The sequence below is a fragment of the Halomonas sp. XH26 genome, assembly GCF_024138895.1.
GTDB lineage: Bacteria > Pseudomonadota > Gammaproteobacteria > Pseudomonadales > Halomonadaceae > Vreelandella > Vreelandella alkaliphila.
The window spans coordinates 163,239-183,823 of sequence record NZ_CP071889.1; the positions used below are offsets into that span (position 1 = coordinate 163,239).

The following is a 20,585-nucleotide window of genomic DNA, read 5'->3' on the forward strand; positions in this document are numbered from 1 at the left end:
GTAGCGCGTGGTAAGCGAAGCGCACCCGCGGGGCAGCGAAAAGCGCTACGCTGGTGACTTCATCTGCTGTGGGCTGTGGGCGGCGTGCAGGCGGGCGATTAGCTGGTCTTCAAGGGCAAAGCGCTCTGCCAACCCTTTCGCTAAGCGGTCAATCCAGGCGGGCAAACGCACTAGATTCTGCTGACAGCGTACCGGTGAGGCGAAGTCTTCATCGAATTCCAGCACCATGGCCGTTGACAATTCTAAGCGCTCAAGAAGCTTTGCCGCGATTTGTAATGCACTCTCATCGTCGAATGCCTTCGCTTCCTCAGCAAGCTGGGGGTAAATCTCGAAGTGCCCAGCGCTGATGTAGTCCATCAACAACTCACTAAAGGTGTCAATGCGCGCTTTACTAATCGCCTCTAATTCGGCGTCACAAGCTTCTTTCAGCTCAATGAAGCTGACTAACAGCGAGCGGCGCTGATCAAGCCAGCGATCAATCAAACTGTGCACGCCCCCCCAGCGCTCCAGGGCATTTTTGCAATCTTCGAGCATGGGGCTTTCTCCTTACAGATAGCCGTCTTCAACTGAGCTAGACTCGCGCGTCCGTGGACACCTGTCAATCCTAGCGGGTACGGTTTACTTAATTAAATGAGGCCAATCAATTAACGTAAACCATACCACTTATTTAACTCTTTTTTACAGACCATGTTTTTACAGACCATGTTTTTAAAGACTATGTTTTTAAAGACCACAGAATACGCAGAGGCGCAATCGCGAGCAATAAAAAGCCGATCAAGGTCCATGCAGGCAGCGACAGGCCTAAGAACATGAAATCGATGTCAGCACACTCACCAGAGCCGGTAAGCACCATGGCAACCACTTCTTGCATCGGCAAGATATCCATCATGTACTCAAGGCCTGGGCCACAGGTTGGCACTTCGTCAGCGGGCAAGCCTTGAAGCCATACATGCCTTCCGGCAACAAAAGCACCGGTACCTACTGCGGCTAAGCTCAGCAAACCGTAGATAGCTTTGCCTACTTTGCCACTTGGGTTATGAAGTGCAGCGATACCTAGCACCAGCCCTGCGGCAATCACCGCGACCCGCTGAAAAATACACAACGGGCAGGGTTCCAACCCCATAATATGCTCAAGCCCCAAGGCTACCGCCATCATCAAAACACAAAAGGCGAAGCCCGCTAACGCGATAGGGCGAACTGCTAATGATGTCATTGACCATCCTCTGGTGAAATAGCAGACAGCGCTCTGGACTCACGCGCTTTGGCAAAGTAAGTGCTTAGGAACTCACTAAAGCTCTCTTGATCGGCTTCTTCAATATCGTGCTGTTGTTGGTGCGAGGTCTCGATCAACTGAGCAAGCAGTGCTTCACGAGAACGTAGCATGGGCGTGGACTTAAGCTTGTCGGCTTGCTCTTGAGCCAATTGCAACAGCGTATCGCTGAGCGAGCCATTACCAGCTTCCAGGCGCGCCAGTAGTTGCGCTGAGGGAGTTAGAGAAGGATCTTTCAGCCGCGGCGATAGCTCAGCGAGTGCCGACGCATGAGGAGTACTCTCTTCTACAGCATCCAATAGGCGTGCCACTTCAGCCATTTCCGCAAAAATCTGCTCGCCCCACTCCTTCACAGTCGTCGTTTTGCCGTTATGGATCAGCTTCAGCGCTGGGTCACGCCCACGCTCAACGACGAAACGGCGATTGTCGTCTAAGCGGTCGCACTCTTCGTCTGAAATCCACGGGCTATCGCTTAATAGACACCACATTAAGAAGGTATCAACAAAACGCATCTGAGCCTCGGTGACACCTAGCGGGTCGAATGGATTAAGATCCAAACAGCGTACTTCGATGTACTCCACCCCACGCGCTTCCAGGGCTTGACTGGGCGTTTCGTTGTGCTTGGCGACTCGTTTAGGGCGAATATCGCTGTAGTATTCGTTTTCAATCTGCAAAATATTGGCGTTTAACTGCTGCCACTCGTCGCCGTTCTTCACGCCCAGCTTTTCGTAGTCTGGCCACGGAGTGGAAATAGCGTGCCGTAGCGTGTTGACGTAGTTGGACAACGAGTTAAAGCAGATTTTAAGCTGCGACTGCACTTTATTCTGATAGCCCAAATCCGACATACGTAGCGTGGTCGCATAGGGGGCGTAATAGGTGTCGTCGCTCAGCGACTGCAGTTTTTCAGGCACTGTACCAGTTGGCAGGAAGCTTTTGTCGATGGCGGGTGATGCGCCAAATAGGTAGAGCAGCAGCCAGCTATGACGACGAAAATGCCGAATCATGCCGAAATAACGCGTAGAGCGATAATCGTTAAAAGGAATATTGGTGGCTTTTTCAAGCTCACGCAGGGCATGCCACATATCATCGGGTAGCGATACGTTGTAATGCACCCCGGCGATAGCCTGCATAATACGCCCGTAGCGCACATCCAACCCTTTACGATAGACATGCTTCATGGTGCCCACATTGGAGCTGCCGTAGTCGGCAATCGGTACGCTATCGTTACCGGAAAGCCGGGACGGCATGCTGCCTGGCCAAATCCACTCATTTTCCAAGTGGTGATAGGTAAACGTGTGCAGGTCTGATAAAAATGCCAACGCCTCTTTTGGCTCTGAATACACCGGTGTGATGTACTCCAATAGCGCTTCGGAGTAGTCAGTGGTGATATGCGGGTGGGTTAGTTTTGAACCCAACGCGTAAGGGTGCGGCGTTTGAGCAATATGGCCATTGGCGTCAACGCGCAGGCCCTCTTTTTCCACCCCGCGACGCAGGCGACCTAGACGCCCTAAACGCGCGCTAGGGAGCAAACGCTCAACCTGGGCGGTCAGTGTGGATGGCACAGTGAGAGGTTCAGACAAGGTGAACACTCCTTGTTAGTAAGGCCTGCTTAAAGCAGGCCTTGTTGAAATCAGCTGGCATCGCCATGCGGTTTATCACGTTTTTTTACCGAGAATAGACAGCAGGATATGGCGGCAACCATTAAATATTCAAGACGCGCGACTATTTGCCCTGCTTTGCTTTAAGCAGTGCTGCGCCGAGCGCGCCCATTGGTGCCGCTGCTTCGCTGGACTTTCCTCCCTGGCGTTGACCACGACCATTCTGTCCAGAACTAGCCGACCGCTGGCTACGTGCAGGCTTACGAGACTCGTCGTTAGTGGAGTTTGCAGCGGCTTGCGCCTGTTCTGGCTCATCATCCAAACGCATTGAAAGCCCTACCCGCTTGCGGGGGATATCCACGCTCATCACCTTAACGGTAACGATATCGCCTGCTTTGACTACACTGCGGGGGTCATCGATAAAGCGGTCAGAGAGCGCTGAAATATGCACGAGCCCGTCTTGATGAACGCCAATATCTACAAAGGCACCGAAGTGGGTCACGTTGGTGACGGTACCTTCCAGCACCATGCCCAGCTTCAGGTCTTTGAGTGTTTCGACGCCTTCACGGAATTCAGCCGCCTTAAACTCAGGGCGCGGGTCGCGTCCTGGCTTATCCAGCTCTTTGAGAATATCGCTGACGGTAGGAACACCAAAACGCTCATCAGCGAAGTCAGCGGGCTTCAGTGCTTTTAGCGTTGCACTATCACCAATCAGGCCTTTTATATCTCGACTATTCTGCTTGGCAATACGCTCTACCAGCGTATAAGCCTCTGGGTGAACAGCACTGGCATCCAGCGGATTTTCGGCGTTGCTAATGCGTAAAAAACCAGCACACTGCTCAAACGTCTTTGGTCCAAGGCGGCTAACTTCTAACAGCTCTTTACGGCTCTTGAAGGCACCTTGAACGTTGCGTTGGGCAACAATATTTTCAGCAATGGCAGCACTTAGCCCAGCAACACGTGAAAGCAATGCGCTAGATGCCGTATTGAGATCCACACCGACGGCGTTAACGCAGTCTTCTATCACGACTTCTAGACTACGTGACAGCTGCACCTGGGAGACATCGTGCTGATACTGACCAACACCGATAGATTTCGGCTCGATTTTCACCAGCTCTGCAAGCGGGTCTTGCAGGCGGCGAGCAATAGAGACAGCACCGCGCACAGTGACATCAAGATCCGGCAGCTCGCGGGAAGCGTATTCCGACGCGGAGTAAACCGACGCACCAGCCTCAGACACCATGACTTTACTTAAACGATGCTCGGGTGCTAACGCCTTCAGCAGATCACCTGCCAGCTTGTCGGTTTCACGACTGGCGGTGCCATTGCCAACGGCAACGAGTTGAACGCCGTGCTGTTTAACCAGCTTAGCGAGCACATTGAGCGATTCGTCCCAGCGATTCTGCGGCGCATGGGGGTAAATCGTCGCTTGGTCGATAAATTGACCGGTAGCATCCACCACCGCAACCTTGCAGCCGGTTCTTAGACCCGGGTCAATCGCGAGAGTCACTTTTTGCCCTGCAGGCGCTGCCAGCAAAAGGTCTTTCAGGTTGGCGGCAAACACCTCGATAGCAGTCAACTCTGCCTGCTCGCGCAGGCGACCCAACAACTCGGTTTCAAGCGCGGTATAGAGCTTCACACGCCACGTCCAACGCACTACTTCGCTCAACCATTTGTCGGCGGGGCGGCCTTCATCGCTAATACCCACTTGTTTGGCAATAGCGACCTGGGCCGGATGAATTGGCGCGTCCTCTTCGCCAGGCAGACGAATCGCCAGACTTAGAATGCCTTCGTTGCGACCACGGAACATAGCCAGCGCACGGTGAGATGGCACCTTGGCAAGTTTCTCGTCATGTTCGAAGTAGTCAGAGAACTTTGCGCCCTCCTGCTGCTTGCCATCTAGCACGCGGGCACTTAGTTCGCCCTCTTGCCATAACCGTTCACGCAATCGGCCAATAAGTTCAGGGTCTTCGGCGAAGCGTTCCATGAGAATTTGCTTAGCACCATCAAGGGCGGCTTTGGCATCTTCAATGGCTGGAATATCGCCTTCTGCAGGGCGCAGGTACTGCGCTGCTTCGCTTTCGGGATTAAGCTGCGGATTGGCCAACAGGGCATCAGCCAGTGGCTCTAGGCCCGCTTCACGGGCAATTTGAGCTTTCGTGCGGCGCTTTTTCTTAAACGGTAGGTATAAGTCTTCTAGGCGCTGCTTCGTCTCAGCTGCCTGAATCGTTGCTTTTAGCGTGGCATCCAGCTTGCCTTGCTCATCGATAGCCGCTAGTACGGCTTCACGGCGCTCTTCCAGCTCGCGCAAATAGCGCAGGCGCTCATCCAGTTGGCGCAGCTGAATATCATCGAGGGCACCCGTTACCTCTTTACGATAACGAGCAATAAACGGCACGGTAGCGCCACCATCCAGAAGCTCTACCGTTGCGGAGACCTGTTCAGGCCGTACGTTTAGCTCAGTGGCTAAGCGTGAAATAATGCGTTGTTTGACATCCATAACGTGCAACTAACTCATGCAGCATTCGAGGTGCCGACAAGGTACCACAATCGCACGATGCTGGCATGAATTGGCCACGATGGGGAAGCTGCCCTCGCGGGTGCGCTTCGCTTACCACGCGCTACAACACCACTGAGTTCAATGGCTGCATCCCTGTAGCGCGGTGTAACGAGTCTTGCGAGGGACGAGCAAACGAGGCACCCGCGACACTCCATGGGCACATGATCAACTCCAGCACCGCTTCGCACTACCCTCGCGGGTGCGCTTCGCTTACCACGCGCTACAATCCCACTGAGCTCAATGTTTGCGTCCCTGTAGCGCGGTGTAACGAGTCTTGCGAGGGACGAGCAAGCGAGGCACCCGCGACACTCCATGGGCACATGATCAACTCCAGCCTTCGCACTACCCTCGCGGGTGCGCTTCGCTTACCACGCGCTACAATCCCACTGAGCTCAATGTTTGCGTCCCTGTAGCGCGGTGTAACGAGTCTTGCGAGGGACGAGCAAGCGAGGCACCCGCGACACTCCATGGGCACATGATCAACTCCAGCCTTCGCACTACCCTCGCGGGTGCGCTTCGCTTACCACGCGCTACAATCCCACTGAGCTCAATGGTTGCATCCCTGTAGCGCGGTGTAACGAGTCTTGCGAGGGACGAGCAAACGAGGCACCCGCGGATAGTGTTTTATGCAGGCACAAACCGCAGTGCTACACCGTTGTTGCACCAGCGCAAGCCGGTAGGCTCTGGACCATCACCAAAGACATGACCTTGATGACCGCCGCAGCGCGCGCAGTGATATTCTGTGCGTGGCCACACCAGTTTGAAATCCAACTTGCTTAACAAATGGCCCTCAACATGCTCGAAAAAACTGGGCCAACCGGTGCCAGAGTCATACTTCATCGCGCTGGTGAAAAGTACAAGATCGCACCCAGCACAGCGGTACTCACCTTCCCCAACCTCTCCGTCCAGTGGGCTTGAAAAGGCGCGCTCAGTTCCCTCTTCGCGGAGCACGTAAAAGGCTTCATCAGTCAGGCGTTCACGCCATTCGTCTTCGCTTAATTCAAGCTTTTCAAGGCCAGGAGCTGCTTTAAGGTCTAATCGCGGAAAGCCAAACGAGACGCCAGGAAGAACACCTGCCAATCCCGTTAGCCCCGCAAGACCCAAAAAGTGACGACGCTTCATTTGCGCACCCCTTTAACACGTCAAGGACATAGACACAAAAACGGGACGGCGCCTTAGCACCGTCCCGTTTTGACTACTTGACTGCCTAAACGTTCGATTAGTTATTCAAACGTTTGACAACCTTTACCCTATCGTACATATCAGGTTAACTGCGGACCTGCCTTGATAATTGCCTCGTTAACACCTTCAAACTTCTTAAAGTTATCAACGAATTTGGTGGCAAGATCTTGCAGGTGACGATCGTAGGCATCTTGGTCAGCCCACGTTTCGCGAGGATTGAGCAGGCTAGAGTCGACACCCGGCACTACGTTAGCGTGGCTAGAAGCCCAACACTTGACCTGGATCACGCTAGTAGCTGCCACTCAGCGGGATACTGTCAGGGCGAGCGTTATGTCCTGCGCCAGCTGTCACAGATAGCCCGCTCACAGATCACACTGATCTGCGTTTTCGTGGGCAAACAGTGCAGCTGTGGCATACCCATATTGCTGTAGAGGACGCCGCTGGTACACCGCTGTTGGCATGGGTTGGTGAAGTTCGCGATCCAGAAAATGGCAAACGCATCGCGCGCCGCTACTGGTTAACGCCTGCCCGATTAGGTGCAGATGTGCGTTCGCTTCTGGTTATCCAACTGCAAAGCGAAGGGTGTCTAGCCTAACCAAACGCGCTTGGCAGCAGTTGAAAGATGCGGATGATGGCGAAGTAAGCACGGAGGTTCGCTTATTGATGGCCAGCGGTATCGCCGCAGCAGCGGGACACTTAGATATCGCCAATGATGACGCTGCGATAGCACTGCGTTCCGATTTGCTAAGGTTATTGGGCACCACGCGTAAGCGGCGCGACACGGCGATGCTAGATGCGCTTGTTCACGCGTTTATGGCCCGTGACGCCATTCGTCAACTCAGCAGCGTTAGCCGTGAGGGGCTGGTATGAGTGCCCAGGATCAGGCAGCGGGCCTGCGCAAGTGGGCAGATTTACAGCGCCAGCAGCGCCAAGCAGAGTCAGTTGAAAGTGACCCCACGGGAGACGAACTTACGGCTGAGTCACTGACCGCTATGACCGACTCTTTGACGGTGCCGCCAACTGCTGCCCAAACGCAAACCACTGCACCGCCCTCGGTGCCGCAAAAGCCGCTTATCGTGATCGGTATGCCTAACGGTGGCGATCAGCAGGTGGCAAGAGTAAAAGGGCGCCTAGCCCAATGGTCTGTGCTGGGGCGACGTTGGGCTGGCGACCCGGATGATTGGGATATTCACATCGTCAATGCGGATGCCGCTAATCTTGGCCAACTGAAAGAGCGCTTTCCGCGTTGGGCGCTATGGATTAATAGCGATGCCGATGCTTTCGCACAGATGTATCGCTCGCTTCGGCAAGTGCAGGAGAACGGTGGCCCTAGGCAGCTGTTAGCACTGCACGAGCCAAACTTGCCGCGCAGAGGTCTGCTCGATAACCTGCGCGAAGCAGCCAGCTATTACTTGGATATAGAGCTTTTACTGCTGGCGCGATGACGCTAGCCTGACGCCATGTGGCCGTGCTTTAACAGTGGCTATCAAGCGCCCCTATAAGGAATAACAATGTCTATTCTCGCTGGTTTCAAGAAGCGTTATTACAACACGATAGTTACGCACATAGTTTTAACATAATGGACTATTTTGAGATCGCTAGCTTCAAGGTTGATAACTTCAAAACCGTGTTGATGGTGGCGCTAAGCGCCATCACCATGAGTGTTTATGCCGCTACGGGCAGTTGGAGTAGTGAGGTGCCTAGCGTACTGGTCGCGATGAGTGACCGAGCTGTCAGCAGCCAGCCCATTCAACCACCGGCAGGGGCGCAGGTAGAGCATGCTGCGATAGAGCGTATTCATTGGCGTTTTCAAATGCCGGTTAATGCGCCGGTTAATGCGTGGCTATGCCACCCTGAGCAGTGTGTTCCTTTGACTGCTATGCGAGGTTCAACCACTGCGTTAGCCGGTAAACAGGTCAGTGGGCCGCTGTACTTTCGTTTTGCGTTGACGCCGGGCCAGCGCCCGGTACGGGTGCAGGAACTACAAGTGATTGTGAATTACCAGTGAACAGAGTTCAGCCGTGAGGCACGAGGATGTATACAGCACAAGGCAGGATTAAACAGAGCGAGCTGTTAACCCAATACATGCCACTGGTAAGACGTCAGGCCTTAACGCTGCAGGTAAGACTACCCGCAAGTATTGAGTTGGATGATCTTATTCAAGCCGGCATGGTGGGCTTATTAGAGGCACTAGGGCGTTTTGATGCGACCCAGGGGGCAACGTTCGCCACGTTTGCAAGTCAGCGTATTCGCGGTGCCATGATGGATGAGCTGCGAACACGTGACTGGTTGCCGCGTAGTGTACGCCGCTCTGCCAGAGCTGTGGATGATGCGGTGCGTCGTCTTGAGCAGCAGTTAGGGCGCCCGCCGGAAGAGGGTGAAATCGCGCGTGACCTGGATATGCCGCTTAGTGAGTATCAGCAATTGCTCAACGATACGAACAGTGGCCAGTTGTTGCCCTTTGAAGAGCTGGTGGCCGAAGGGGCCGAGTCTGCGAAAGAGGAAGCCACTAACCTGCCCTTCGAACAGTTGTTAGATAAACAGCAGCGTCAGTCGTTAATTGATGCGATCGATGCCTTACCTGAACGTGAAAAACTACTGATGGCGTTGTATTACCAAGAAGAGCTGAACCTTAAAGAAGTCGGGGCGGTGCTGGGTGTGACTGAATCCCGTGTCTCCCAGCTTCACAGCCAAGCGATTAGCAGGCTTCGCGCTCGCTTATATGACACCACCTAACGCTACTATCAATCACGAATAACCGGCGAGGAGCCGTTGATGAACCCATCTACGCTGATCGGTATTTTTGCCAGCATGCTTTTGCTGGTAAGCGTGCTGTTTTTTACTGCAGAGTCGCCAGAAAGCTTTATCAACTTGCCGGGGCTAGCCATTGTGGTGACGGGCACCTTGGCGGCTACCTTTATTAGTTATCCGCTGAAAGAAGTGCTACGCGTGGTGCGCCTGGTGGGGTTGGTGTTTCGGCGTGAAAACACCTATGTGCGAGATGATATCAACGAACTGGTTTCCATGGCACGGCTGTGGTTCAAAGGCGATGTCAGGGCGGTTGAGAAGGAGCTAGAGCATACCCGTAACCCCTTTTTGCGCACCGGGATTCAACTGGTGATTGCTAACACGAAAGAGGACGAAATTTTCGATATGCTGCGCTGGCGAATCGCACGATTAAAGGCGCGGGAGCATGCTGAGGCGCAGATATTTCGTACCATGGCCACCTATGCGCCCGCGTTTGGCATGATTGGCACCTTGGTGGGGCTGGTCAATATGCTGGAAGTGATGGATGCAGGTGACCTTGACGTTATTGGCCCGCGCATGGCGGTGGCTCTGCTGACAACGTTCTACGGTATTCTGCTCGCCAACCTGGTGTTCAAACCGATTGCCGTCAAGCTAGAGCGGCGCACGGAAGAGCGACTTATCACCATGAACATGGTGCTGGAGGGCATTTCGCTAATTACTAAACGGCGGCTGCCTTCTTTTATTGAAGAAACGCTCAACTCCTTTGTGGCTAATTATCATGACGAGATCCGTGATGCCTCTGTAAAACCGCGGCCAACAGTTAGTTCTGCGGCAAAAGGATAGCGCTATGCTAGATCGTGATTCACGGCACGCACTGGAATTGCCCACTGTGTCAGGGGAGGGCGATGAAGGTTGGCTAACGAGCTATTTAGACGTATTAACGCTGTTAATCACGCTGTTTGTCTTACTGCTTGCATTGACCCCGCCGGGGGAGGGGAAGCCTTTGATCGCGATAGAATGCGTTCTGCAAGTGCTATCACCTCGCTTCCGTTGGCCAGCTTAGCAACCGGTATTCATCCACGTCACAGCGGGCTAAAGCCGCGAATGACGGAGCTTAATATCCCAGGGGTTAGTGTCTCTCAAGGTGAAGAAGGTGTTACGCTGCGTATCGACGACAGCTTGCTTTTCCCTAGCGGTGACGCCGTACTAACGCCCCAGGGGCAAGATGTGTTAGAAAGCCTTCTGGCAGTGTTAGCATCCTTTGAGGGTCAAATTTCAGTAGAAGGGCATACGGATAATGTTCCCATTGCTACCTCTCGCTTCCCCTCAAATTGGGATCTCTCGGTAGGGCGCGCCATTGCGGTGGTCCGGCATCTTGAGCGCCAGGGAGTTGCTATTTCACGTATGCGGGCAGTCGGTTACGCCGATACCCAACCCATGGAAAGTAACGCAACACCGGAAGGTAGATCTGCCAACCGGCGCGTTGAACTGTTGCTAAGGCAGCAGACTGAGGGGTAAAGAGATTTCTTGAGGCCATCTCTGTGTTGAAGCATCACTCGCTACTACAGTCGTTCGGTGCATTACTGGTGCTCGATGCTGACTGCCGGCGCATACAGGCGTTTAGTAGCAACTTTGTTGAATTGCTGAGAATAAGCCTTCGTGAGGGGTGTCTCCCAACGCTCTCCAGCGTTCTAGGCAAGCGCTTAAGCCAGCGCGTACGCTACGAGCTACAAGGTCAGCAGCGTTTGCCGGGGCCGCTCACCTTTAAGTGTCCCGCTCGATCAAACCGTTTCCAGTTACATGCTTACCGTGCCGGTGCGCATGTGTTAGTTGAGATAGAGCCCCTTCATACCCTCGGTAAGCAGCGTCTACTTGGCACGGTGAACGAACGCCTGATGCGTTTAGCGGAAGCGACACATCAAGAAGAACTGCTTGATTATCTGGTGATAGCCGTTCAAGAATTAACTGGGCATGACCGGGTATCTGTATGCCATTTCGATAGTGATTGGCATGGGTTAATCGTGGCCGAGTCGTTAGCTAAGGGGCGCGTTCAGCCCGATACCGAGTTGCCGGTAGTTCGTTTACCTGCCTTGTTAGGGCAACGCTTTCCCGCCAAGGACTTCCCTATCGCACTACGGCGCGCCTATGAGCGCCATCCGGTGCGGCTGATCCAGGATGTCGCAGCACCCTGTGAGCACTTACTGCCGACGAGTGTGGCGGTAGATGTAAGTGATTGCTTCTTGCGCGCTCCGGCCCCTGAGCGGCAACAGTACTTACAACGACTTGGCGTACGCGGTGCACTAAGCGTGGCGATGCAGGGAGATACCGGCCTTTGGGGCTGCTATTCTGCCACTCGGCAGCGGCTTACCCTGTAGCGCCGCCCGTACGAGATGCGGTACGTACCTTGGTGCAAATGGCTACGCAGCGGCTGTTACTGCTGAGAGCTCGCCAAGAAGCGCGCTATTTGCAGCGTGTACAAGATAGCCTGGTGCTTTCAAGCAATAATCGCTTAAAGCCTCAGGGGCCTTATCAGCTGTTTACGGAGCATGCCGAGACATGGAAGTCGCTCTTCCGTGCCAATGGCGTTGTGTTATGGGTGAAAGGCAGTATCTATCAATCAGGCAATACGCCCAAGCCAGAAACGATCAGCCAGTTGGTCACACGAATTGAAAAAGCCCATATCCATAGTGGGCCATGGTGTACCCAAGAGACAGCCAAAGAGCCGCTAACGTCCTCTTTAGACATGTTAGAGCAGAGTGGTGTGCTCGCCGTGCCGCTGCCTACTAACCCTGTTCAGCGCGGCTGGCTGATGTTTTTTCGCCCTGAACAAGTGGAGACGCTCTATTGGGCGATGCAGCCCTCTTCTGCATCACTACCGCCTATGATGATGTCGCCTTCTGACGCGTGGTGCGAGGAGGTCACAGGAAAAAGCGAAGCCTGGCAACGGGTTGAGCGGCTAGCCGCGATTGATCTGGGGGAAGATTTGACGCTGGCCATTTCGGCTTATGAGATCAGCACGCTCAATATGCACCTGGAGCGCGAGCGTAAAGCGCTGGCAGAAGCGAATCAACGGTTAGAACAGTTGGCACATTTTGACCCACTTACCCAGGTGTGGAACCGCTACCGCATCGAGCAGGCTATTGATGCAGAGCTGGTAGCAGCAAAACGCTATGGGGCGGCTTTCGCGCTGTTGTTATTTGACGTCGACTATTTTAAACAGATCAATGACACCCTCGGCCATAGCGTGGGCGATGATGTGCTGATTTCGCTAGCACGCATGGTGGAAAGCTCACTGCGGGGCTGTGATCATTTGGGGCGCTGGGGAGGGGAAGAGTTTGTGGTATTGGCGACCCACTCCAGTATGGAGGCCGCAGAAGGGCTTGCTGAACGCTTGCGTGGTTTAGTGGCAACGCTACAGGTGAAGGGCTTGGGCCAAGCGATAACGGTCAGCATTGGTGTCGCAGTATGGCAGCCCGATGATAGCTGCAAAACCATTATCGCCCGGGCCGATGCTGCGATGTACCGAGCTAAACGTAATGGGCGTAACCGCGTTGAAATCGCCGAAAAAAGCGTGCAGTGATACGCGGCATCATTGGTCGTCGGCGCGGCCGCATAAGCGCTGTATTCTCGCTATGGCGTCATCAGCACCATCAAGACTAAAGGTCATATACCAAGGCTCACTATCTTGTTGATCGAAACCGATAAACAGCTGTTCTCCTTGGCTCATTTGCGCCATTAATGTTTGCAGGTCGCTCAGGTAGAAGTGCGCATAAAACCCATCATCGCCTCGCTCGGTAATAAACTCGGCCATGGTATCGATGATCGGTGTGTCATCCACTCGGATCCTGGTAGGCACTAAGTTAACCGCGCGACTTTCGCCTTGTTGCTCAGCCAACGTGACCCGCATTTCCAGCCACGGTAAGTCGCAAACACCCTGAGTCGCGTTCAAACTCAAGGTGGCATCCGAATAGCTATGGGTTTCCACAGCACGAAAGTGTTGCTCACTGCCTAATGTTAGCGCCATTGACTGCCAATGATTGTGTGATTGCGCGGCATCAATATTGAACGTTGCTGCCATGCTAGGCAGCGCAGTGCTGGAAAGTATGGCGCTGAAGGTCGCTAACGCAAAAGGCTTTAAAGTAGGCATAAGGGTGGCATCGCACAAGAAAAACATTAGCCTATCGTTTGTTGACGATAAGCAAAAGGTAACGCGCTGATTTTTCTATATGTAGTAGTCTTTAACAAGAAAAATGCCGCATATAGTGTAAAGTCAAGTCTATACTTCATAACCGCAGAACGTATAATCGCACCGTTTTGAGCGCTAATTTCACCCCGTTGTGAAGGAGTTTCGCGACATGAGCACCGCAGCAAAGGCTATGAAGACTTCGAATGACGTCCCACTACAGGTTCCCTCAAAAGATATCTGGGATGCTAAATATCGATTAAAAGATCGCCATAGCCAACCTGTTGACCAGGATGTGGGTGCTACCTTCGAGCGTGTCGCACGAGCGTTAGCGGCGGTTGAAGGTGACAATGCTAACGAATGGCTGCCAAAATTCCGCTGGGCGTTAGAAAACGGCGCTATTCCTGCCGGACGAATCCTTTCCAATGCGGGCGCTGAAGCCTACAAACCTGCGGTCAGCCTGATTAACTGCACAGTTTCGCGCACTATTCGTGATTCTATGCGCGATATTCTCGACTCCGTCGTTGATGCTGGCATGACGTTGAAGTCTGGCGCCGGTATTGGCTACGACTTTTCGACGCTGCGCCATAAGGGAGCGTTTGTGTTTGGCGCTGGTGCTGGCACTAACGGGCCGCTGGCGTTTATGGATATCTACGACAAGATGTGTTTCACCGTGGCATCCGCAGGTGGTCGCCGAGGTGCTCAGATGGGCACCTTCGACGTTGGTCATCCTGATGTTCGTGAGTTTATTCAAGCTAAGCGAGAAGCCGGTCGTCTGCGCCAGTTCAACCTTAGCCTGTTGATTACCGACGAATTTATGGAAGCCGTGAAGCACAACGCCGACTGGCCGCTGGCGTTTCCATTGCACCCTGGTGAAAAAGACGATGTAAAAGCGGGCGATTTGATTTATCGCGACTGGCCCGTCATTGAAGAGGGCTATACGGTCGATGATGAAGGCCGCGTGGCTTGCCGTGTTGTTGAAGTCATTAAAGCGCGCGAGCTGTGGGACACCATTATGTCCTCGACCTATGACTACGCTGAACCTGGGTTTATTCTGATTGATCAAGTCAATCGCATGAACAACAACTGGTTCTGCGAAGATATCCGGGCGACCAACCCGTGTGGTGAGCAGCCGCTGCCGCCAGAAGGTGCTTGTCTGCTGGGATCGGTCAACTTGACCAAGTTTGTGATTGAGCCGTTTAGCGACAAGCCACGCTTTGATTGGGAACGCTATCGCAAGGTGGTAGCGATCTTCACTCGCATGCTCGATAACGTAGTGGAAATTGCTGGCTTGCCACTGCCGCAGCAACAGCGTGAGATTGAAGCCAAGCGCCGCCACGGCATGGGCTTTTTGGGGCTTGGTTCAACGATGACCATGCTTAAAATTCCCTATGGCTCTCAAGCGTCGCTGGCCTTTACCGAAGAAGTTAGCCGCCACCTCGCGCTGGAAGGCTGGAAGCAAGCGCTAGAGCTGTCTAAAGAGAAAGGCATGGCGCCTGTGCTTGAGCAAGAGCATACGATTACACCGAAAATGATGCGTGAGCGCCCCCAACTCGCTGCCGATGGTTATGAAGTGGGTGATAAAGTACCAGGACGTATTCTACATGCCCGCTATAGCCAGTATATGGCGAAAGTGGCTGAGCTCGATCCTGAGTTGGTCACACAGTTGGCGGAACATGGTGCACGGTTCACCCACCATAGCTCTATTGCGCCCACTGGCACGATTTCGCTGTCGATGGGTAATAACGCCTCCAACGGCATTGAACCCTCATTCTCGCACCGTTATTTCCGCAATATCATTCAATCGGGTAAGAAAACCAAAGAACAGGTTGAAGTTGTCTCGTTCGAGTTAGCCGCTTATCGTCACTTTATTGCCGCCGATGCGGTGGAAAGCGATTTACCCGACTACTTTATTACCGCAGACTCCGTGTCGCCTGAGCAGCATGTGGCCGTGCAGGCGGCCGCTCAGCAGTGGATCGACTCGGCAATCTCTAAAACGGTTAACGTGCCGACAGAGTTCCCGTTTGAGAAATTCCAGGATCTCTACCTACAGGCGTATGAGAGCCGCCTTAAAGGCTGCACTACATTCCGCTTCAACCCAGAAGCGTTTCAGGGCGTTCTGGTACGTGAAGATGATTTAAAAAACACCACCTACGTGTTTGAGCTGGAAAATGGCGAGACCTTAGAACTGGCCGGCGATGAAACGGTGGTCTACGACGGTGAAGAGCATAACGCCGCCAACCTGTTTGATGCCTTAAAAGAGGGCACCTACGGCAAATGGTAAGGGCGGGCTACGCCTTGCTACGAACATCGCCCGACACCCTTTGCTAAGTGGAGAACACCATGGCTGTAGAAATTACCTCAAAAATCGTTGGTTACCGTATCAAGCAGCAGGAGCAGGCAGCGCCTGCCCCTGAACTTCCGGAAGAAGACCCGCTGACGGTCAGGATTCCCTCGCGCCCAGAAGGAACGCTAGAAGCGGTATCCGAAAAGATCTCTTATGTGGGGGCGGAAGGTCGCAAAAAAGTCTATCTGCTGGTCTCTTTTATGCCCGTGGAAGGCGTGGTGGGTGGCCGACGTGTGGTCATTGAGCGCCCGGTTGAGTTCTTTTTCCCATCAGGACAGCTTTCCAGCGAGCACCAATGGATTACGGCGACGATGCGTAGCCTTTCCCTTGCTGCGCGCGGGGGATATGTCACCCAGGCAGTGGCTGACCTGCGTAAAGTGGCGTGGGATAAAGGGTTAGTGCGCTGTGGTATGAACCGTTGGAACAAGCCAATGTTCCACGATTCCGAAGTGGCGGCGATTGCCTGGTCGATCCAGCAGATTCTTTATCGGCGCGGGTTCTTGGACCAGGATGGTAACCAAGTACCGGTAGAAATGTTGGTAGAGCGTTATGCGCACCGCATGCAGCATGGCCATGCTTGGCAACCACCGGTCGACGAGCCAGAGACCAGCTCAGCGGTTAGCGCTGTGGAGCCGATTGGCGGTGCCGCTGAGCAAGAAAACGTCGTAAAAAAGCCTGAAGGCAGTGGCCCGGCAACCGTGGGTAACTGTCCTGAGTGTCGCGGTGAGCTTATTATGATGGATGGCTGCCCAACCTGCTATGCAGGCTGCGGCTGGTCTAAGTGCGGCTAAGCCAGACAAACCCACTAGAACGCTAACCAACAACGCCGCGTGGTCTAGAGAGCCACGCGGCGTTGCTTATTTTAAGGATAGAAAAGCTTAAGAACGAATAATCTGCCGTTGATTCAGGCGTTAGGGCTCAGGCGCTAACAAGTAGCGGCCTGACGTTATCGGTTAAATAGCAGTCGTCGAATTCCCCTTCGGTAGCCAACGCCTTTAAATCGGGAATAGTGACGTTATGGCGGTCACGGAACACCAAGCCATCTTCACTCAATGCGCTAAAGGTTCGGCTCACATGAACCGGGCTCAAACCTAGAATATCGGCTAGCTGTTCTTGAGAAAGTGGCAAACGGAACTGTTCGCTGATGTCATGATTAGTCTGGCGTAAGCGTAGGTACATTTCATGGAGGAAGTGGGCCATTTTTTGCCTAGCACTACGCCGCGCTAAGTTGACCAGCCGTTCCGTTAGTAGCGCCTGATGGCGACTGCCAATGGCAAACATCACCGAGGTCAGCGTTAGTGACTGACGAAATAGCTCTAGCATGCGCTTATGGGGAAAATGGCAGACCACGCCGTCAGTAATCATGCGCACGTTTTCCAGCCGCCTGGAAAACGCAAACTCTCGCAAACCGATAATATCGCCAGGCAAAAATACTTCCAGAATTTGCCGATCGCCGTTTTCTAAATGTCGATAGGAGTAAGCCCAGCCACTGCGCAAGGTGCAAAACTCATTCGCGGGGGCGTCAATTTCCCACAGCAGTGACCCTGCTTTGATATCGGTAGGACTCTCTTCCAACTCGATTAATAGCGCTTTTTCTGCTTCAGTTAGTGAGCAGTAGTGACTGAAGTGGCTAATAATGCAGCTTTTATCCTGATCCACAGCTTCCTTCTCCTAAAAAGGTTAGCAACGATTAACAGGCCGCGTTGTTGATCAATATAAACGTTAATCAATATAAACAGGGCCGTCCTATGTTGCTTGGTCTTTTCTGCTCTCTTGTCGTCCTTGGGGAGGGGCAGGCATATCGCTGTCATTTTCCAGGGGGAGTTACCCACCCTGGAAGTGGCGCTAGGCGGTTTTTTTGGCACGATTACCACGTTTTAACAACGGTGCCAGGAAATGCCCTGTATGGGAAACGCTCTGCTTGGCAATCTGTTCTGGTGTTCCTTCGGCAATAATTTGTCCACCGCCAGAGCCACCTTCTGGGCCAAGATCAATAATCCAGTCAGCCGTTTTGATCACATCCAGGTTGTGCTCGATCACCACAATGGTATTGCCGTGATCACGTAAGCGGTGGAGTACCGTGAGTAGCTGGCGGATATCCTCAAAATGCAGGCCAGTGGTGGGCTCATCCAATATATAAAGCGTTTTCCCCGTGTCACGCTTGGCTAGCTCGCGGGCCAGTTTGACACGCTGCGCTTCACCGCCAGAAAGGGTTGTGGCACTTTGCCCTAGGCGGATATAGGAGAGGCCTACATCCAACAGGGTTTGCAAACGACGAGCGATAGCAGGCACTGGGCTGAAGAACTCCAGGGCGTCCTCTACCGTCATGGCCAGCACTTCGTGAATCGTTTTGCCTTTATAGTGGATATCCAACGTTTCGCGGTTGTAGCGTTTGCCTTTACACACATCGCAGGGCACATAAATATCTGGCAGGAAGTGCATCTCTACCTTGATCATGCCTTCGCCCTGGCACGCTTCGCAGCGGCCGCCTTTAACGTTAAAGCTGAACCGGCCTGGCTTGTAGCCTCGCGAACGCGCTTCCTGAGTGCCCGCAAACAGCTCACGAATCGGGGTGAAAATACCGGTATAGGTAGCTGGGTTTGAGCGCGGCGTACGACCGATAGGACTCTGGTCAATATCGATCACTTTATCGAGCTGATCAAGCCCCTCTACCTTCTCATAGGGAGCCGGGGTCAAGGTAGTGGCGCGGTTAAGCTCGCGGGCCGCGATCGGCATCAGGGTGCCGTTGATCAGCGTCGACTTGCCCGAGCCGGAAACCCCCGTGACGGCAATAAACAGCCCCAGTGGCAGGCTGAGCGTGACGTTTTGCAGGTTATTGCCCGTAGCGCCGCGCACCACCAACTGCTTTTCCGGATTGCCGGGAATGCGGTAGGGGGGCACAGCGATTTCCCGCGTTCCCGACAAGTACTGGCCGGTCAGCGAATTGGGGTTGTCCATCACGTCTTGAGGCGTGCCCTGAGCGACAATTTCGCCACCATGGACACCTGCACCAGGACCGATGTCGAGTACATGGTCCGCAGCGCGAATGGCGTCTTCGTCGTGCTCAACCACGATCACGGTGTTGCCCAGGTCGCGTAGGCGCTCTAGGGTTTTCAACAGACGGTCGTTATCCCGCTGGTGCAGGCCGATGGAGGGCTCGTCCAGAATGTACATCACGCCCACCAGCCCCGCGCCAATTTGGCTGGCGAGACGGATACGCTGGGCTTCGCCCCCCGAGAGCGTGTCAGCACTGCGCTCCAGGTTCAGGTAGTCGAGCCCTACGTTAACCAAAAACTCTAGCCGGGCATGAATTTCGTTAACGATCTTATCGGCAATCTCGCCTTTGCGGCCCGGTAGGGAAAGCTCGGCAAAGTAGCGCCATGCCTCACCGATAGGTAAGTGCACAATATCGGCAATGTTATGGTCATCGACAAACACATGGCGTGACTCTTTGCGCAGCCGCGAGCCGCCACAAGTGGCGCAGGGCTGCACGGCGATATACTTGGCCAGATCGTCACGCACCATATTGGATTCGGTTTCCCGATAGCGGCGCTGCATGTTGGGTAGTACGCCTTCAAAGGCATGCTCGCGCGTTACCTTGCGGCCACGGTCTCCCACATACACAAAAGGAATCTGTTCGCTGCCACTGCCATTTAAAATAATCTCACGCTCATGGCTTGCCAGCTCAATCCATGGCGTTTCAAGCTCAAACTGATAATGTTTAGCCAGCGCCTGCAGTTGGGTAAAGTAATAAATGTTGCGCCGATCCCAACCTTTAATCACGCCTTCCGCTAGCGATAGTTCTGGGTGGCTAATCAACTTGTCGGGGTCAAAATATTGCTGAACGCCTAAGCCATCACAGGTGGGGCAAGCTCCCGCCGGGTTGTTGAACGAAAACATTCGCGGCTCAAGCTCAGAAAGCGAATAGCCACACACCGGGCAGGCAAAGCGTGCTGAAAAGGCAAGGTCTTCCTGATCACCATCCATAAAGTGGATCATCGCCGTGCCGTCGGCGAGATTAATTGCGGTTTCAAACGATTCTGCTAGACGTTGGGCAATATCATCGCGCACCTTAAAACGGTCAACCACCACGCTGATATCGTGTTTCTTGCGCTTGTCGAGCGGGGCAATATCGTCAAGTTCTAGCACTTGACCATCAATCTGTACCCGAACGAAGCCTTGAGCCCGCAGTTCTGCCAGCAGTTGCAGGTGCTCCCCTTTACGACCTTTCACCACCGGTGCAAGCAGCATCAATTTGGTGCCTTCGGCCAGGTTCATGACTTGGTCGACCATTTGGGAAATGGTTTGTGCTTCCAGTTCCTCGCCGTGCTCTGGACAACGTGGTGTGCCTGCCCGGGCGAACAGTAGACGCAGGTAATCGTAAATCTCGGTAATCGTGCCGACGGTAGGAGGGGGTTGTGGGACGTGGATTTCTGCTCAATAGAGATCGCAGGCGAAAGCCCTTCGATGTGATCCACATCGGGCTTTTCCATCATCGAAAGGAACTGACGCGCATAGGTGGAAAGCGACTCCACATAGCGGCGTTGCCCCTCAGCGTAGAGCGTATCGAACGCCAGCGATGACTTACCTGAGCCGGAAAGACCGGTAATGACGATAAGTTTGTCGCGGGGCAGCTCCACATCGATCTGCTTGAGGTTGTGGGTGCGTGCACCCCTGACCAGAATGCTGTCCATCAA

General features: G+C 53.7%; 17 protein-coding genes and 3 pseudogenes. 11 read left to right on the plus strand and 9 right to left on the minus strand.

Features of this window, described 5'->3' with window-relative positions:
• Positions 1-45 precede the first annotated feature (45 nt).
• The 6 genes and pseudogenes from rsd to J4377_RS00750 form a co-directional block, all read right to left on the minus strand.
• Positions 46-534: a sigma D regulator gene (rsd, locus tag J4377_RS00725; RefSeq protein WP_038486042.1), complete on the minus strand. Its 489-nt coding sequence runs from the start codon at positions 532-534 to the stop codon at positions 46-48.
• 181 nt (positions 535-715) lie between these two features.
• Positions 716-1,213 (minus strand): disulfide bond formation protein B, encoded by a 498-nt coding sequence (locus tag J4377_RS00730; RefSeq protein ID WP_038486044.1) that lies wholly within the window; start codon positions 1,211-1,213, stop codon positions 716-718.
• A complete protein-coding gene (gshA, locus tag J4377_RS00735; RefSeq protein ID WP_253485741.1) occupies positions 1,210-2,850 on the minus strand; it encodes a glutamate--cysteine ligase in 1,641 nt (546 codons plus the stop codon). The genes J4377_RS00730 and gshA overlap by 4 nt, the downstream gene beginning before the upstream one ends.
• 142 nt (positions 2,851-2,992) lie before the next feature.
• Positions 2,993-5,368 carry a Tex family protein gene (locus J4377_RS00740; protein WP_253485743.1) on the minus strand — a complete coding sequence of 792 codons (2,376 nt, stop codon included), beginning with the start codon at positions 5,366-5,368 and terminating at the stop codon, positions 2,993-2,995.
• A gap of 684 nt (positions 5,369-6,052) precedes the next feature.
• The gene (msrB, locus tag J4377_RS00745) at positions 6,053-6,550 is read right to left on the minus strand and encodes a peptide-methionine (R)-S-oxide reductase MsrB (protein ID WP_038486050.1); all 498 of its coding nucleotides are present in this window, start codon (positions 6,548-6,550) and stop codon (positions 6,053-6,055) included.
• Positions 6,551-6,690: 140 nt separating this feature from the next.
• Positions 6,691-6,855: pseudogene (locus J4377_RS00750) on the minus strand (phosphoenolpyruvate carboxykinase (ATP)); the annotation flags it as partial.
• 155 nt (positions 6,856-7,010) lie between these two features.
• Between J4377_RS00750 and J4377_RS00755 the strand changes: the two are divergent.
• The 9 genes and pseudogenes from J4377_RS00755 to J4377_RS00795 all read left to right on the plus strand — a co-directional run bounded on the left by J4377_RS00755 (position 7,011) and on the right by J4377_RS00795 (position 12,938).
• A complete protein-coding gene (locus J4377_RS00755; RefSeq protein ID WP_253486390.1) occupies positions 7,011-7,205 on the plus strand; it encodes a hypothetical protein in 195 nt (64 codons plus the stop codon).
• The gene (locus tag J4377_RS00760) at positions 7,193-7,480 is read left to right on the plus strand and encodes a hypothetical protein (RefSeq protein ID WP_253486391.1); all 288 of its coding nucleotides are present in this window, start codon (positions 7,193-7,195) and stop codon (positions 7,478-7,480) included. The genes J4377_RS00755 and J4377_RS00760 overlap by 13 nt, the downstream gene beginning before the upstream one ends.
• Positions 7,477-8,055 (plus strand): hypothetical protein, encoded by a 579-nt coding sequence (locus J4377_RS00765; RefSeq protein WP_038480244.1) that lies wholly within the window; start codon positions 7,477-7,479, stop codon positions 8,053-8,055. Before J4377_RS00760 ends, J4377_RS00765 begins: the two co-directional genes overlap by 4 nt.
• A 134-nt stretch (positions 8,056-8,189) precedes the next feature.
• Entirely contained in the window at positions 8,190-8,618 is a 429-nt protein-coding gene (locus J4377_RS00770; RefSeq protein ID WP_232482871.1) for a flagellar protein FlhE, read from the plus strand.
• Positions 8,619-8,644: 26 nt separating this feature from the next.
• Positions 8,645-9,346, plus strand: coding sequence for an RNA polymerase sigma factor FliA (locus tag J4377_RS00775; protein ID WP_038480247.1), 702 nt, complete (start codon positions 8,645-8,647; stop codon positions 9,344-9,346).
• 39 nt (positions 9,347-9,385) lie between these two features.
• Positions 9,386-10,201, plus strand: a complete 816-nt coding sequence (locus tag J4377_RS00780; RefSeq protein WP_038480250.1) for a motility protein A — start codon at positions 9,386-9,388, stop codon at positions 10,199-10,201.
• Between the two features lie 4 nt (positions 10,202-10,205).
• A pseudogene (locus J4377_RS00785) lies at positions 10,206-10,876 on the plus strand (flagellar motor protein MotB).
• 23 nt (positions 10,877-10,899) lie between these two features.
• Complete coding sequence (locus J4377_RS00790) at positions 10,900-11,733, plus strand: GAF domain-containing protein (protein ID WP_253486392.1); 834 nt, start codon at positions 10,900-10,902, stop codon at positions 11,731-11,733.
• Positions 11,691-12,938, plus strand: coding sequence for a sensor domain-containing diguanylate cyclase (locus J4377_RS00795; RefSeq protein WP_253486393.1), 1,248 nt, complete (start codon positions 11,691-11,693; stop codon positions 12,936-12,938). The genes J4377_RS00790 and J4377_RS00795 overlap by 43 nt, the downstream gene beginning before the upstream one ends.
• A 9-nt stretch (positions 12,939-12,947) precedes the next feature.
• Here the strand turns inward: J4377_RS00795 and J4377_RS00800 are convergent, their stop codons facing one another.
• The gene (locus tag J4377_RS00800; RefSeq protein WP_038486463.1) at positions 12,948-13,505 is read right to left on the minus strand and encodes a hypothetical protein; all 558 of its coding nucleotides are present in this window, start codon (positions 13,503-13,505) and stop codon (positions 12,948-12,950) included.
• A gap of 208 nt (positions 13,506-13,713) precedes the next feature.
• Between J4377_RS00800 and J4377_RS00805 the strand changes: the two genes are divergently transcribed.
• On the plus strand, positions 13,714-15,825 hold the full coding sequence (locus tag J4377_RS00805) for an adenosylcobalamin-dependent ribonucleoside-diphosphate reductase (RefSeq protein WP_120385953.1): 2,112 nt from the start codon (positions 13,714-13,716) through the stop codon (positions 15,823-15,825).
• A gap of 59 nt (positions 15,826-15,884) precedes the next feature.
• Positions 15,885-16,679 (plus strand): hypothetical protein, encoded by a 795-nt coding sequence (locus tag J4377_RS00810; RefSeq protein WP_038480263.1) that lies wholly within the window; start codon positions 15,885-15,887, stop codon positions 16,677-16,679.
• A gap of 127 nt (positions 16,680-16,806) precedes the next feature.
• Here the strand turns inward: J4377_RS00810 and J4377_RS00815 are convergent, their stop codons facing one another.
• Positions 16,807-17,547 carry a Crp/Fnr family transcriptional regulator gene (locus tag J4377_RS00815; RefSeq protein ID WP_038480266.1) on the minus strand — a complete coding sequence of 247 codons (741 nt, stop codon included), beginning with the start codon at positions 17,545-17,547 and terminating at the stop codon, positions 16,807-16,809.
• 186 nt (positions 17,548-17,733) lie between these two features.
• Positions 17,734-20,582: pseudogene (gene uvrA / locus J4377_RS00820) on the minus strand (excinuclease ABC subunit UvrA).
• Positions 20,583-20,585 lie beyond the last annotated feature (3 nt).

Coding starts and splice junctions, on each gene's coding strand:
- J4377_RS00775 (WP_038480247.1), top strand. CDS start 8,645: ATGTATACAGCACAAGGCAGGATTAAACAGAGCGAGCTGTTAACCCAA.
- J4377_RS00730 (WP_038486044.1), bottom strand. CDS start 1,213: ATGACATCATTAGCAGTTCGCCCTATCGCGTTAGCGGGCTTCGCCTTT.
- J4377_RS00805 (WP_120385953.1), top strand. CDS start 13,714: ATGAGCACCGCAGCAAAGGCTATGAAGACTTCGAATGACGTCCCACTA.
- J4377_RS00770 (WP_232482871.1), top strand. CDS start 8,190: ATGGACTATTTTGAGATCGCTAGCTTCAAGGTTGATAACTTCAAAACC.
- msrB (WP_038486050.1), bottom strand. CDS start 6,550: ATGAAGCGTCGTCACTTTTTGGGTCTTGCGGGGCTAACGGGATTGGCA.
- J4377_RS00765 (WP_038480244.1), top strand. CDS start 7,477: ATGAGTGCCCAGGATCAGGCAGCGGGCCTGCGCAAGTGGGCAGATTTA.
- rsd (WP_038486042.1), bottom strand. CDS start 534: ATGCTCGAAGATTGCAAAAATGCCCTGGAGCGCTGGGGGGGCGTGCAC.
- J4377_RS00740 (WP_253485743.1), bottom strand. CDS start 5,368: ATGGATGTCAAACAACGCATTATTTCACGCTTAGCCACTGAGCTAAAC.
- J4377_RS00800 (WP_038486463.1), bottom strand. CDS start 13,505: ATGCCTACTTTAAAGCCTTTTGCGTTAGCGACCTTCAGCGCCATACTT.
- J4377_RS00780 (WP_038480250.1), top strand. CDS start 9,386: ATGAACCCATCTACGCTGATCGGTATTTTTGCCAGCATGCTTTTGCTG.
- J4377_RS00810 (WP_038480263.1), top strand. CDS start 15,885: ATGGCTGTAGAAATTACCTCAAAAATCGTTGGTTACCGTATCAAGCAG.